Below are 13187 nucleotides of genomic sequence, written 5' to 3'. Positions count from 1 at the left end.
CCGAGGTCATCGCTTAGACGACGATGAACCGCCCGTGTGTGGGGGTTGGATGTCCGTGGTGGCCATGTTGCTCAATGCGATGCCATGCGATGGCGATACGCTCGACGGCATCCTGCAACTCGTTTGCCGGCCGAGTCCAAGGCAGGCGAACGAATTTATCCAGCCCGCCCCCCAGGGAAAAGACCGGGCCGGGCGAAATGATGACATTGTTGGCGGCCACCATGGAGGCCAATGCGGTTGCGCCTCGGCGTGGAAGCTCGCACCACAGCGCCATCCCGCCAGCAGGTGGGACGAAGCGCCAGCCCGGTAAATGTGATTCTACTGCGTGGATCAGTGCATCACGCTGTAGTCGCAAACGATGAAGATGTCCGGTAGCGGCCGGTCCACTTCGCAGCAGGTGCGTCGCCGCGAGTTGCTCCAGAACGGGCACGCCAAGATCGAGAGATAGGCGTGCCCTGGTCAGGCGCTCGACGAGGTGACGAGGGGCTCGAATCCAGCCCACGCGCAATCCTCCCCAGAACGCCTTGCTCATGCTGCCGAGCGTGATCGCATTAGGATGGAAGGCCGCAAACGGAGGCGGCATCTGCTGACCATCCAACGCCAGCGCGTAGTTCGTTTCGTCCACGATGGGCAGCGCGGCGTGTGCAAGAAGATGCTTCCCCAATCGCTTGCGGTGGTCTGCGGTCATGACGGCACCCGTGGGGTTCTGAAAATCGGGAACGAGATACACGAAGTCCGGCTTCACTTGCTTCACGGTTTCCATGATGCCGGCGATGTCCCATCCGTGGGCATCCAATGGCGCTTCGTGCAATCGCGCGCCGGATGCCCTCAGTGCTTCGGCCGCATTGGGGTACGTGGGGGACTCGACCAGTGCGCGCGTGCGACGCGAAGCAAGTGCGCGGGCCACGACGCTGGCGGCAGCCAGCGAACCCGGTGTGACCACGATCTGGTCAGGAGTGGTTGGCAGTCCGCGCATCGCGTAGGCCGCAGCAACGGCTTCCTGCAACACCGGCAAGCCTCCCGGAAAATATCCGTGACCGCCCAAGTAGGCGGGGAGTTGCGAAAGCGCGGCTGTGTAGGCGCTCATTACGTCGGCGGGCGCCGAGTCCGCAGTGCAGTTCAGGTCGATCCAGTCCTCGCCGACACCTTTCGGAGCAAGCACACGGTCATGGGCTCGTTCGCGCCCGCCGGGGACGGCGGTGAAGGTTCCTGCACCTTGTGTCGCGTGAGCGTAGCCGCTGTCTCGCAGCGCGGCATATGCACGCGACACGGTGGTGCGCGACAGGCCGATAGCCGCTGTTAGCTCACGCTCGCTGGGCAGGCGAACGCCAAGAGGAATGCGGCCGTCCCCAATGAGCAGCGTAAGCGCATCGGCCAGATTGGCCCAAGCTGGGCCTGGAGCAAGGTCGCCCATGAGTTCTCGAACACGGCGCGCTGAGATGGTCTCTTTCATGGTGTCCACTTTTCCATGATTGGCTATTTTTCACAATGCCAATTTTCGGCAATATGGCTACATGAAAAAAACAGTCCATCTCGTCCAACTCGGGCCTATTGAACAATTACGCGCCGGCAAGCTAATTCGACGGCTGGCGCAACTGATGCTCGGGCTGACCTTTTACGGCATTTCGATGGCAATGATGGTACGGGGCAATCTTGGACAAGCGCCGTGGGACGCGCTCCATCTTGGAATAACGGCGCATCTCCCTGTGAGCTTCGGCTGGGTTGTCGTCGGCCTTTCCTTCGTCGTGCTGTTGCTGTGGGTCCCTTTGCGCGAAATGCCGGGGCTTGGCACCCTCGCCAATGCCATCACCATCGGTGTGGTCGCGGGCCTTGCATTGCAGGTGCTGAAAACGCCCGAACTACTCTGGGGGCGTGCTGCACTCACTGTGGGCGGAGTCCTCTTGTGCGGCCTGGGTTCCGCACTCTATATCGGTGCGCAGTTGGGGCGAGGTCCTCGCGATGGCTTGATGACGGGCCTTCAGCGGGTGACTGGCCTATCGCTGAGATTGGTGCGCACTGGCTTGGAAATCGCGGTGCTGACCATCGGCCTCACGCTAGGCGGATTTGGACTTTTCGGTGTCGGTACCGTTCTGTTCGCTCTATGTATCGGCCCACTCACGCAAGCATTGCTGCCTTGGGTGCTCATTCCTCTTGACGCTGTGACGGCGGTAGCCGAGGAACAGTAACGCTTATTTCTTGAGGGAATATCCGGCTTTCCGCAGAGGACAATGTAGTTGTCCGTAGGACTTTGTCGACCCATCAGTGAACTAATCCAGAGAACAAAATGGGGTCTGTCGATAAAATCAAGAACTAATCGCCGCGATCCCTGTTAATACGATCACCGCTCCAACTATGCGGCGCGCGAGATGACCCTCACGGAAGAGCCTGTACGCGAAAAGAGAGCCGATGATGATGGACGACTCACGCAGAGGGGCGACGAGCGCGAGCGGTGCCGTCAGCATGGCGGTGAGCACAAGGATGTAGGCCAGTGGAGAGAATACTGCCACGATGAGTATAGGCACGGCATCAGCACGGATAACTGCGTGAATGTGATGCCATCGGCGCAGTGCACTTGGCGTCAGGATCAGGGTTTGCAGAAGCAGTGTGCCAGCGTAGTAGCTCACGGGCGCCAAATGCAGCGACGTGACTGCGTAGCTGTCCCAGACGGTATAGCTTGCGATGGTGGCCCCCGTGGCCCCTCCCCAAAACATCCCCTGGAGCGGGCGGTGGCTTCCGCTTCCAAACGGGTTTCCGGTAACGACAAGAATGCCTGAGACGACGAGAAGCGCCCCTAAAAGCGCGACGACGGAGAGCCGCTCCCCCAAAATAAGAATCGCAAACAGCATCGTCAGCACCGGCCCTGTGCCACGGGCGATCGGGTAAACCACCCCGAGTTCGGCACGATCGTAGCCAGCCTGCAAGGTCAGGGAGTACGCAATGTGCAATGCCGCCGAAACGGCCGCTCCCACCCCGAGCCGCCAATCGATCGCCCCTTGGTCCTGAACCATAAGAACGAGACCGATCGGGACCCACAGCAGCGTCGAAGCACAGCTATAAGCCCACACGAACAGTAAAGTGTCTCCCCGCTTGTACTTCGAGGCCAGGTTCCACACCGCATGGGCTACCGCTGCGGCGAGAACCATTGCGATGGTGCCGGGCTGCATCAGGAAATATCGGGCAGATCGATGCCCGCCCGCTCCGCCAAGCGGGTCCGCTCTTGATCGCGCAGCGCCAGGGATGCGACCACCGCATCGATAACGACGAGCTGAGCCAATCGACTTCCCGCAGCGGCCATCTGTCCCGCGCGCACCTGCTCGATGACCGCCGGCACGCCGGTGAACATCACCTGGATCTGTCCGGCCAGCAGGTCGGTGACGGCGGGCGCCGTGCCGCGGTAAGGCACATGCTGCAATTGCGTGTGCGTGACCAGCTTGAAGTACTCGGTGGCGATGTGCGCCGCGCTGCCGTTGCCGCCGGAGCCATAGTTGAGCTTGCCCGGGTTGGCCTGCGCGTAGGCGACCAGTTCCTTCACATTGGTGGCGGGCACCGACGGATGCAGCACCAGCACGTTGGGCACACGCGCCGCCCACGCGATGGCCGTGAAGCTCTTCTCGGGGTCGTAGGGCAGGTGCGGGTAAAGCGACGGCGTCACGGCCAGCGTGCCGATGTGGCCCATCAGCAGCGTGTAGCCGTCGGCGGGAGCCTTGGCTACTTTGTCGGCGCCAATGCTGCCGCCCGCTCCGGGCACGTTGTCGACCACCACGGGCTGGCCCCAGGCCTTGCCCAACTCCTGCGCGATGGCGCGGCCGAGGATGTCGGTGGAGCCGCCGGGCGTGAACGGCACGACCATGCGGATGGGTTTGGACGGATAGCCGTCCGCTTCCGCGCCCCAGGCGCTCGGCGCCGCCGGCAACAGCAAGGCGCCGGCCGAACCCAGCAGGGTCTGGCTGAAGCGGCGGCGCGAACAGGCGTCATGCACCGACGGTGCGGGGTTGCGGCGATGTGTCATGGCTTTTGTCTCCCTGGGTGTGCGCTCATGGGGTGGCACGGATAGGAAATTCAACCGCATGAGGCCAAGTATGGCACGAACGGATAGGAAATTCAACCGCATGAGGCCAAGTATGGCACGAACGGATAGGAAATTCAACCGCATGAGGCCAAGTATGGCACGAGTTTTGGGCCTCGAAACACGTTCGGCCAAGGAAGGTTGAGCGCTCGCTTGCCGCTCAATGGCAAGAGCTTGGGAGGCAGTATGCATTTGGGCCTGGCGCGCGCGCAGCTGCTTCCCCGCAGCGATGGATACCGCCGCTTCACTGGGTCACCAATTGACGCGCTGGTCTACCTCGTCGGGTTGAGCTGCCAGATCCCAATCCGGCTCGCCTTGCGCACCATCATCCACCGGCGCGTCGCAGCCCTCCCACAGCGGTGGCCCGCGTGCCGGGGTGATGTGCGGGGGGGCAGACTCCACCCCGATGTGGTTCAGGATGTGGCGGATTTCGGCGCTGTGGGTGATGAAGGCAATGATGCGCATCTGCCCACCGCACATGGGGCACAGCAGCGGAAATGCCTCGTAGATGCGGGCAATCAGCACCGCCCACAAGTAATGCGCCGCTCGCTTCGGGCGTGCTTCAGGTTCGGGTGTGGGTGTGGCCGCGTTGCCCGGCGCCGCCACCCCAGGTACGCCCGCGCCAGGTTGTGCAGTCTCCACCGTGGCTGGTTGCGACGCAGCAGGCTGAGCCAGCGCCGTTACCGCCGCTCTCAGCGGCGAGTTTGGTGCCAGCACACCAAAGTAGCGGTGCCGGTGGGTGCGTGGCGGTGGCACCAGCGCGGCGATGCGGTCGATCAGTTCCAGCGGTGTGAGGTGCAGCTCATCTGCCTTGGCACCACGCTTGTCACTGGTGGGCTCGCTGCGCTGTTTGGCACAGCGGTACACCAGTTTGCTTCCCTCTTTGCGTAGGCGCTCCATGGAAAACGGTGGACGCGCGCAATAGCGCAGCAGCCGCTCCAGCGCAGCGCGGTCGTGGGCTTCGATGCAGACACCGGCGTCCACCGAGAAGCCGCTGTGTTTGTAGCCCAGCATGTCTTTGGCGTCACAGTTCTCCAGCAGGCCCCGAGCAACGAAGGCGCGCAGGATGCGTTTTTGCAGTGTGGTCTGCACTGGGGCCACGGTAGCCGCATCGATGCCGGTGGCCGCGTGAAAGATGACACCCGGCGATGAGATTCGAGGGGTCGCATCAGCATCGCCCTCGCCCTCCACTTCCTCAAACACCCCGTCCACCACACAAACGTGGAAGTGGACGTGTTCATTGAGGCTGGAGCCGAATCGGTGAATGAAGGCGATGGCACCGATGTGCAGGCCTGCCTTGTCCATATGGGCCGCACCGGGGCTGTGGGTCTGCAGAGTTTGTGCGATCACCCGCAGAAAGATGCGCAGCACCATGCTCAGCACCGCTCCGTCGCGTTGCATGAAGTACCGCAACCTCTTGGGCACGGAGAGCACCCACTGGCGCACCGGCAGGCGGGGGAAAAAGCGTATAAGATTCAGTCGACAGTTGACGATATTATCGATCAGTTGATAGAATTGGAAGCTGATAGAAAAACAACGCTGGTAGGAATTGGCGGCGGTGTGATCACAGATATTGCTGGTTATGTTGCGGCGGTTTATATGCGCGGATTAAAGTTTGGATTTATTCCGACTTCATTGCTGGCACTGGTGGATGCATCTGTTGGCGGTAAGAATGGTATTGACGTGGGGCTGTATAAGAACATGGTTGGTGTGATCCGTCAGCCATCATTTATCCTGCATGATATTAGTTTATTGAAGAGTCTTCCGCACAAGGAATGGGTGAACGGATTTGCCGAGATCATAAAACATGCTTGTATAAAGGATGCTGCCATGTTCCGTGAACTGGAAGCGAACAATCTTGCGGTATATCAGAAAAAGCCAAAGCTGATTGCAGTGCTTCTTCAGCGTAATGCTCAGTTAAAAGCGAAGGTTGTTCAGGAGGATGAGTTCGAAAAGTCGGTAAGGCGTTTGTTGAACTTTGGTCATACATTGGGGCATGCCATCGAAAATGAATATGCGTTGATGCATGGCCATGCGGTTGCTATAGGAATGACATACGCGTGTCATATTTCTGAGCAATTGTCTGGATTCAAACAAACAAATCGCGTGGTAGAAGTGTTGGAACAATATGGGTTACCGACTTATATGGCATTCGATAGGGAAAAGGCTTTTAATCTGTTGAAAATGGACAAGAAGCGTGAAAAAAAGAAATGAACTATGTGTTGCTGGAAAAAGTAGGGAAGGGAGTGGTGAAGAGTATTCCACTGGTTCAATTAGAAAAAATCATTCAAGCATTACCAAAGTGAAAGTAACAATACAGCCCGGAGATCTGACTGGAATTATCCAGTCACCCGCTTCAAAAAGTTCGATGCAGCGAGCTTGTGCTGCTGCACTGGTTGCAAAAGGAATAAGTGAGATCATTAATCCCGGTCATAGCAATGATGATAAAGCTGCCAGGGATATTGTAAGCCGGCTTGGTGCCAGGCTTGAAGATCAGCCTGATGGTTCTTTGCAGATAACAAGTGAAGGCGTAAAACCTGTCGCTCCTTTTATTGACTGCGGTGAATCTGGTTTAAGTATCCGGATGTTTACTCCGATTGTTGCGTTGAGTAAAGAAGAGGTGACGATCAAAGGATCTGGAAGCCTTGTTACAAGACCAATGGATTTCTTTGATGAAATTCTTCCGCATCTCGGTGTAAAAGTTAAATCTAACCAGGGTAAATTGCCTCTCGTTATACAGGGGCCATTGAAACCAGCAGACGTTACGGTTGATGGGTCCTTAAGCTCTCAGTTCCTTACAGGTTTGTTGCTTGCATATGCGGCCGCAGATGCAAGCGATGTTGCGATAAAAGTAACGAATCTCAAAAGCCGTCCGTATATCGATCTTACACTGGATGTGATGAAGCGGTTTGGTTTGAAGACTCCCGAGAATCGAAACTATGAAGAGTTTTATTTCAAAGCCGGGAATGTATATGATGAAACGAAAATGCAACGATACACCGTAGAAGGCGACTGGAGCGGTGGTGCTTTTTTACTGGTAGCGGGGGCTATTGCCGGGCCGATCACGGTAAGAGGTTTGGATATAGCTTCGACGCAGGCTGATAAAGCGATCGTTCAGGCTTTGATGAGTGCGAACGCAGGTATTGCGATTGATGCAAAAGAGATCAAACTTCATCCTGCTGATCTCAATGCATTTGAATTTGATGCTACTGATTGCCCGGATCTTTTTCCGCCATTGGTTGCTTTGGCGTCTTATTGCAAAGGAGAAACAAAGATCAAAGGCGTAAGCAGGCTGGCGCATAAAGAAAGTGACAGAGGATTGACGCTGCAGGACGAGTTCGGGAAAATGGGTGTTGAAATCCACCTTGAGGGAGATCTGATGCGCGTGATCGGAGGGAAAGGCGTAAAAGGAGCTGAAGTTAGTTCAAGGCACGATCATCGCATTGCGATGGCTTGCGCGGTGGCTGCTTTAAAAGCTGTGGGTGAAACAACCATCGAACATGCAGAAGCGGTGAATAAATCCTACCCGGATTTTTACAGCGATCTTAAACAACTTGGCGGTGTTGTATCTTTAAACCATCAATTTAATTTCTCATGAATAGCTTCGGCCGCATCTTCAGGGTGCATATTTTTGGCGAATCACATGGTGAATCAGTAGGCATCGTTATTGATGGTTGTCCTGCTGGTCTGTCATTGTCCGAAGAAGATCTTTTACCGGACCTGGAAAGGCGTAAAGGCGGAAAACAGAAGGGGACAACGCCGCGGCAGGAAGCTGATTATCCCTTTTTTAAGAGTGGCGTGTTCAATGGAAAAACCACCGGGGCACCGATCACGATTCTTTTTGAAAATAATAATACCCGAGGTGGCATGGGGCGGGGTGGAGCGGCAAAGGGTGCAATCTATCTCAACCCAGGATTGAAAAACCATCGCTTTCGCCGCCCCGCGCGATGCATGACAATGACGGCCCGACAGGAAGAACCGATCGCACCACCATGTATTTCGATATTCGGCTTTGGCAATTGACAGCGGGCCTGCGCCTGCAGATGGCGGGCGGCATCCTGCTCGGCCTGCTGGCGCTGGCGGCCGGCATCGCGCGCTATGTGTTCCTCGGCCAGTTGCTGGCACGCGTGTTCGACGGCGCGCCCTACGGCGACTGGATCGCACCGGCGGCCTGCGTGGGCGCGATGGTGCTGCTGCGCGCGCTGTTCGACCATCTGCGCACGGTGCAGGCCAACCGCGCCTCGGCCGAGGTGCAGCAGGCGCTGCGCGCACGGCTCTACGACCGCATCGTGGCACTGGGCCCGGCCTGGTTCGCCAACCAGCGCACCGGCGGCGTGATGCTGACGGTGGTCGATGGCGTGGAGCAGCTGCAGACCTTCTTCGGCCAGTACCTGCCGCAGGTCGTGATCGCGGCCGCGGCACCGTTCGCCATCTTCGCGGTCATCGCCTTCTGGGACCTGCCGACCGCGCTCGTCTTCCTGGCCGCGGCGCTGTTCGCGCTGCTCGGGCCAATGGCCGTCCACATGCTCGACAGCCGCGCGAGCCTGGCGCGCACGCGCTCGCTCAACGAATTCGGCGAGGAGTTCCTCGATGCGATGCAGGGCCTGCCCACGCTGAAGGCCTACGGCCAGGGCAAGGCCTGGGGCGAGCGGCTGGCGGCCCGCGCGCGCAAGCTCTCGGACAACACCTTCTGGGTGCTGTCGGTGAGCCTGCTGACGCGCGGCATCAGCGACCTCGGCGTGGCACTCGGTGCCGCGCTGGCGCTCACGGTGGGCGCCTGGCGCGTGACGGCCGGCGACATGAGCGTGGAAGCCCTGCTGATCGTGCTGATGGCCGGCACCGAGATCTTCCGTCCGCTGCGCGAGCTGCGCTCCGTGCTGCACCGGGGCATGCTGGGGCAATCGGCCGCGGCGAGCATCCATGCGCTGATGGATGCAAAAGCGCCGACCGCTTCGCCTGAAACACGGTCGAACGCCGCCGGGCCCGCGCATCTCGCGCCCACCATCGAATTCGACGGCGTGGCCTTCTCCTACTCGCCGCAGCGCGCCGCCCACCAGGGCCTGTCGTTCCGCATCGCGGCCGGCGAGCGCGTGGGCATCGTGGGCCCGAGCGGCGCCGGCAAGTCCACCATCGTGCGGCTGCTGCTGCGCGAGTTCGTGCCGCAATCGGGCACGGTGCGCGTGGGCGGCCACGACGTCAACGGCCTGGCCACGCAAACCTTGCTCGGCCACATGGCGCTGGTGAGCCAGGACATCACGCTGTTCCACGGCACGCTCGACGACAACCTGCGCCTGGGCCGCCCCGACGCCACCCACGAGCAGGTGCGCGCCGCGGCGCGGGCCGCCAACATCGACGACTTCATCATGGCGCTGCCGCAGGGCTACGCCACCCAGGTCGGCGAGCGCGGCCTGCAGCTCTCGGGCGGCCAGCGCCAGCGCGTGGCGATCGCGCGTGCCCTGCTGCGCGACGCGCCGATCCTGATCCTCGACGAGGCGCTGTCCTCGGTCGACACCGAGAACGAGGCGCTGATCCAGCAGGCGCTGGACCGCCTGATGGTCGGCCGCACCACGCTGATCCTCGCGCACCGGCTGGCCAGCATCATCGGCGCCGACCGCTGCCTGGTGCTCGATCAGGGGCGCGTGGTCGAGGAGGGCCGCCATGCGGTGCTGATGCAACGGCAGGGCCTCTACCACCGCCTGATGCACGAGCAGGCCGTGGGCCTCGCCGCCGCGGCGCCCGCGCCGGTCGATGCGCAGGCCGCATCGGTGCGGCGCATTGCCGCGGAAGAGGAGGGCGATCGCGGCCCCGCGCTGCGCCCGCTCGATGCCGACGCCGAGCAGGTCGGCTGGAAGGCCACGCTCGCCACGCTGCTGTCGGTGGTGCGGCCCTGGCGCGGCACGCTGATCGCCACCATCGTGTTGGGCGTGGCGCGTGTCGCGGCCTTCATCGGCGTCGGCGTGCTCAGCGCGCTGGTGGTGGCCGCGATCCGCGACGGCCGCGACACCTCGGCGCTGATCGTCGGCCTGCTGGTCGCGGCGCCGCTGGCCGCGCTGTTCCACTGGCTCGAGTCGTGGCTGGCCCATGCCATGGCCTACCAGCTGCTGGCCGACATGCGCGTGAAGCTCTACGACAAGCTCGAGCGACTCGCGCCGGCCTACCTGCTGCAGCGCCGTTCGGGCGACCTGGTCGCGCTCGCCACGCACGACGTGGAGATGGTCGAGTACTTCTACGCCCACACCATCGCGCCGGCCATCGTCTCGGTGCTGGTGCCGCTGTCGGTGCTGGGTTTCCTCGCGCTCTACAGCTGGCCCGTGGCGCTGGCGCTGCTGCCGTTCCTCGCCTATGCGCTGGTGTCGCCGATCCGGGGCCGCCGCCAGGTCGATGCGCTCGGCGACCGCGCCCGCCATGCGCTGGGCGAGATGAGCGCCCATACCGCCGAGACCATCCAGGGCCTGGCCGACCTGACCGCCTTCCAGGCCACGGGCCGCCGCCGCGCGCAGTTCCTCGAGGTGGCGGACCGCAGCCGCGCGCGGCGCCTGGACATCCTGAACGACCTGTCGCGCCAGACCGCGTGGTTCGAGATCGCGATGGGCCTGGGCGGCCTGGCCGTGGCCGTGGTCGGCGCGCTGCAGGTCGCGAGCGGTGCCTTGCCGGCCGGCATGTTGCCGCTGCTGGTGCTGATCGCGCTCGCCACCTTCCTGCCGGTGTCGGAGATCTCGCAGGTCAGCCGCCAGCTGGCCGACACCATCGCGGCCACGCGCCGCCTGCACGTGGTCGAGAACGAGCCCGAGCCCGTGGTCGACGGCCCGCTGCCGCCGCCGGCCGCGGGTCGCGGCCTGTCGCTGGCCTTCGAGCGCGTCTGCTTCGCCTATCCGGGCAAGGCGCAGGACACCCTGCACGAGCTCGGCTTCGAGGTGCCGGCCGGCGCCACCGTGGCCGTGGTCGGCGCCTCGGGCGCCGGCAAGAGCACCGTGGCCAGCCTGCTGCTGCGCTTCTGGGATCCGCGCCAGGGCCGCGTGAGGCTCGACGGCGTGGACGTGCGCGAGCTGCGGCTCGACGGCCTGCGCGAACGCGTCGCGCTGGTGTCGCAGGACACCTACCTGTTCAACGACACGCTCGAGGCCAACATCCGCCTCGCGCGCCCCGATGCCAGCGGCGAGGAACTGGCTCTCGCGCTCGACCGCGCCGCGCTGACGAACTTCGTGCGCACGCTGCCCGAGGGCCTGGCCACGCGCGTCGGCGAACGCGGGATGCAGCTGTCGGGCGGCCAGCGCCAGCGCATCTCGATCGCGCGCGCCTTCCTCAAGAACGCGCCGGTGCTGATCCTCGACGAGGCCACCTCGCACCTGGACACGCTGTCGGAGCTGCAGGTGCGCGGCGCGCTCGATGCGCTGATGCGGCACCGGACCACGCTCGTGATCGCGCACCGGCTGTCGACCATCCGCGACGCCGACCTGATCCTGGTGCTGGAGCACGGCACGCTGGCGGAGGCCGGCACGCACGACGAGCTGCTGCGCCGGCAGGGGGTGTATGCGAAGCTGGCGAGCCACCAGGGCGCGAGTGCCGAACCATCGCAACGGGCGCGGGCATGAGGGTGCGCGGTCCGGCCCGCGGCGGGCTTCATAAGCCGCGCCTATCGCCCCATCCGATCAAACGATTGGCCTGAAATCGCGCGCTGCGAAACCATCTCCTCCGTGCAGCGATGTGCTGCCGCATCAACCAGGAGATGACTTTGGCCAAGATTGTTTGCGTGCTCTACGACGACCCCGTGACGGGCTATCCCACCACCTACGCCCGCGACGACCTGCCGCACCTGGAGCGCTATCCCGACGGACAGACGCTGCCCACGCCGCGGCGCATCGACTTCCAGCCCGGCACCCTGCTGGGCAGCGTCTCGGGCGAGCTGGGCCTGCGCAAGTACCTCGAGGCCAACGGCCACCAGCTCGTGGTCACCTCGAGCAAGGACGGCGCGGACAGCGTGCTCGACCGCGAGCTGCACGACGCCGAGATCGTGATCTCGCAGCCCTTCTGGCCCGCCTACATGACGGCCGAGCGCATCGCGAAGGCACCCAAGCTCAAGATGATCGTGACCGCGGGCATCGGCTCCGACCATACCGACCTGCAGGCCGCGATCGACCGCGGCATCACGGTGGCCGAGGTCACCTACTGCAACAGCAACAGCGTGGCCGAGCACGTGGTGATGATGACGCTGGGCCTGGTGCGCAACTACATCCCTTCGTACAACTGGGTGGTCAAGGGCGGCTGGAACATCGCCGACTGCGTGGCGCGCTCCTACGACCTCGAGGGCATGCAGGTGGGCACGGTGGCCGCGGGCCGCATCGGGCTGCGCGTGCTGCGGCTGCTCAAGCCCTTCGACGTGAAGCTGCACTACCTCGACCGCCACCGCCTGCCCGAGTCGGTCGAGAAGGAGCTCAACCTCACGCACCACACCAGCCTCGAGAGCCTGACCAAGGTCTGCGACGTGGTGACGCTGAACTGCCCGCTGCACCCGGAGACCGAGCACATGATCAATGCCGACAGCCTGAAGAAGTTCAAGCGCGGCGCCTACCTGATCAACACGGCGCGCGGCAAGCTGTGCGACCGCGACGCGATCGCCTCGGCGCTCGAGAGCGGCCAGCTCGCGGGCTATGCGGGCGACGTGTGGTTCCCGCAGCCCGCGCCGGCCGACCATCCGTGGCGCACGATGCCGCACCACGGCATGACGCCGCACATCTCGGGCACCAGCCTGTCGGCGCAGTCGCGCTATGCGGCCGGCACGCGCGAGATCCTCGAGTGCTACTTCGAGAACCGGCCGATCCGCAACGAGTACCTGATCGTGCAGGGCGGCCAGCTCGCGGGCGTGGGCGCGCATTCGTACAGCGCGGGCAATGCCACCGGCGGCTCGGAAGAAGCCGCGCGCTTCAAGAAGTAGCACCTCGTGCTCTCGACGACCGCGGCGCCTCGCAAGGAGGCAGGCGCGCCGCGGCGCGACCGGATCGCCAGCATCGGGGTCTCCTCGTTTTCAGTGCAATAAGTGACGGTACGAAAAGCTAGCACTGGCGCGGAGGTGGTGTTGGTAGATCGTTGATTTCATTGACTTTCCTGTTCACTTTCAAATCTG

9 protein-coding genes and 1 pseudogene are annotated in these 13187 nt (G+C 62.5%); 6 read left to right on the top strand and 4 right to left on the bottom strand.

Translation table 11 applies throughout. From position 1 onward, the window contains the following. Window positions 1-13: 13 nt before the first annotated feature. Window positions 14-1453 (bottom strand): MocR-like transcription factor YczR, encoded by a 1440-nt coding sequence (gene yczR, locus NI40_RS12505; protein WP_047783232.1) that lies wholly within the window; start codon window positions 1451-1453, stop codon window positions 14-16. A gap of 61 nt (window positions 1454-1514) precedes the next feature. Here yczR and yczE point away from each other — a divergent pair, with 61 nt between their 5' ends. After that, window positions 1515-2186: a membrane protein YczE gene (gene yczE, locus NI40_RS12500; protein WP_033996651.1), complete on the top strand. Its 672-nt coding sequence runs from the start codon at window positions 1515-1517 to the stop codon at window positions 2184-2186. A 117-nt stretch (window positions 2187-2303) separates the two neighbouring features. Here yczE and NI40_RS12495 read toward each other — a convergent pair whose 3' ends face one another. The 3 genes and pseudogenes from NI40_RS12495 to NI40_RS12485 all read right to left on the bottom strand — a co-directional run. Beyond that, the gene (locus tag NI40_RS12495) at window positions 2304-3164 is read right to left on the bottom strand and encodes an EamA family transporter (protein WP_033996650.1); all 861 of its coding nucleotides are present in this window, start codon (window positions 3162-3164) and stop codon (window positions 2304-2306) included. After that, window positions 3164-4009, bottom strand: a complete 846-nt coding sequence (locus tag NI40_RS12490; protein WP_052206735.1) for a Bug family tripartite tricarboxylate transporter substrate binding protein — start codon at window positions 4007-4009, stop codon at window positions 3164-3166. The genes NI40_RS12495 and NI40_RS12490 overlap by 1 nt, the downstream gene beginning before the upstream one ends. Window positions 4010-4318: 309 nt before the next feature. Continuing rightward, window positions 4319-5527, bottom strand: a pseudogene (locus NI40_RS12485) (IS91-like element ISPps1 family transposase); the annotation flags it as partial. Here NI40_RS12485 and NI40_RS24315 point away from each other — a divergent pair. The 5 genes from NI40_RS24315 (at window position 5462) to NI40_RS12465 (ending at window position 12998) form a co-directional block, all read left to right on the top strand. After that, a complete protein-coding gene (locus NI40_RS24315) occupies window positions 5462-6280 on the top strand; it encodes a 3-dehydroquinate synthase (RefSeq protein ID WP_236918807.1) in 819 nt (272 codons plus the stop codon). The pseudogene NI40_RS12485 and the gene NI40_RS24315 overlap by 66 nt on opposite strands. Continuing rightward, on the top strand, window positions 6264-7664 hold the full coding sequence (gene aroA, locus NI40_RS12475; protein WP_218055120.1) for a 3-phosphoshikimate 1-carboxyvinyltransferase: 1401 nt from the start codon (window positions 6264-6266) through the stop codon (window positions 7662-7664). The genes NI40_RS24315 and aroA overlap by 17 nt, the downstream gene beginning before the upstream one ends. Next, window positions 7661-8089, top strand: a complete 429-nt coding sequence (locus NI40_RS24205) for a chorismate synthase (RefSeq protein ID WP_218055119.1) — start codon at window positions 7661-7663, stop codon at window positions 8087-8089. The genes aroA and NI40_RS24205 overlap by 4 nt, the downstream gene beginning before the upstream one ends. After that, window positions 8059-11658 (top strand): ABC transporter ATP-binding protein/permease, encoded by a 3600-nt coding sequence (locus NI40_RS12470; protein ID WP_039262296.1) that lies wholly within the window; start codon window positions 8059-8061, stop codon window positions 11656-11658. Before NI40_RS24205 ends, NI40_RS12470 begins: the two co-directional genes overlap by 31 nt. A 140-nt stretch (window positions 11659-11798) precedes the next feature. Then, window positions 11799-12998: an NAD-dependent formate dehydrogenase gene (locus NI40_RS12465; protein WP_039262297.1), complete on the top strand. Its 1200-nt coding sequence runs from the start codon at window positions 11799-11801 to the stop codon at window positions 12996-12998. Window positions 12999-13187: the final 189 nt, after the last annotated feature.

It is taken from the genome of Enterobacter sp. E20, from assembly GCF_000801755.2.
GTDB classification, from domain to species: Bacteria; Pseudomonadota; Gammaproteobacteria; order Enterobacterales; family Enterobacteriaceae; genus Enterobacter; species Enterobacter asburiae_B.
This window is presented reverse-complemented; position numbering and strand designations above follow the sequence as displayed.

Bases quoted from the DNA above. Each gene is read 5' to 3' on its own strand.
- NI40_RS24205 (WP_218055119.1), top strand. From the start codon at position 7,661: ATGAATAGCTTCGGCCGCATCTTCAGGGTGCATATTTTTGGCGAATCA.
- NI40_RS12495 (WP_033996650.1), bottom strand. From the start codon at position 3,164: ATGCAGCCCGGCACCATCGCAATGGTTCTCGCCGCAGCGGTAGCCCAT.
- yczE (WP_033996651.1), top strand. From the start codon at position 1,515: ATGAAAAAAACAGTCCATCTCGTCCAACTCGGGCCTATTGAACAATTA.
- NI40_RS12490 (WP_052206735.1), bottom strand. From the start codon at position 4,009: ATGACACATCGCCGCAACCCCGCACCGTCGGTGCATGACGCCTGTTCG.
- yczR (WP_047783232.1), bottom strand. From the start codon at position 1,453: ATGAAAGAGACCATCTCAGCGCGCCGTGTTCGAGAACTCATGGGCGAC.
- NI40_RS12470 (WP_039262296.1), top strand. From the start codon at position 8,059: ATGTATTTCGATATTCGGCTTTGGCAATTGACAGCGGGCCTGCGCCTG.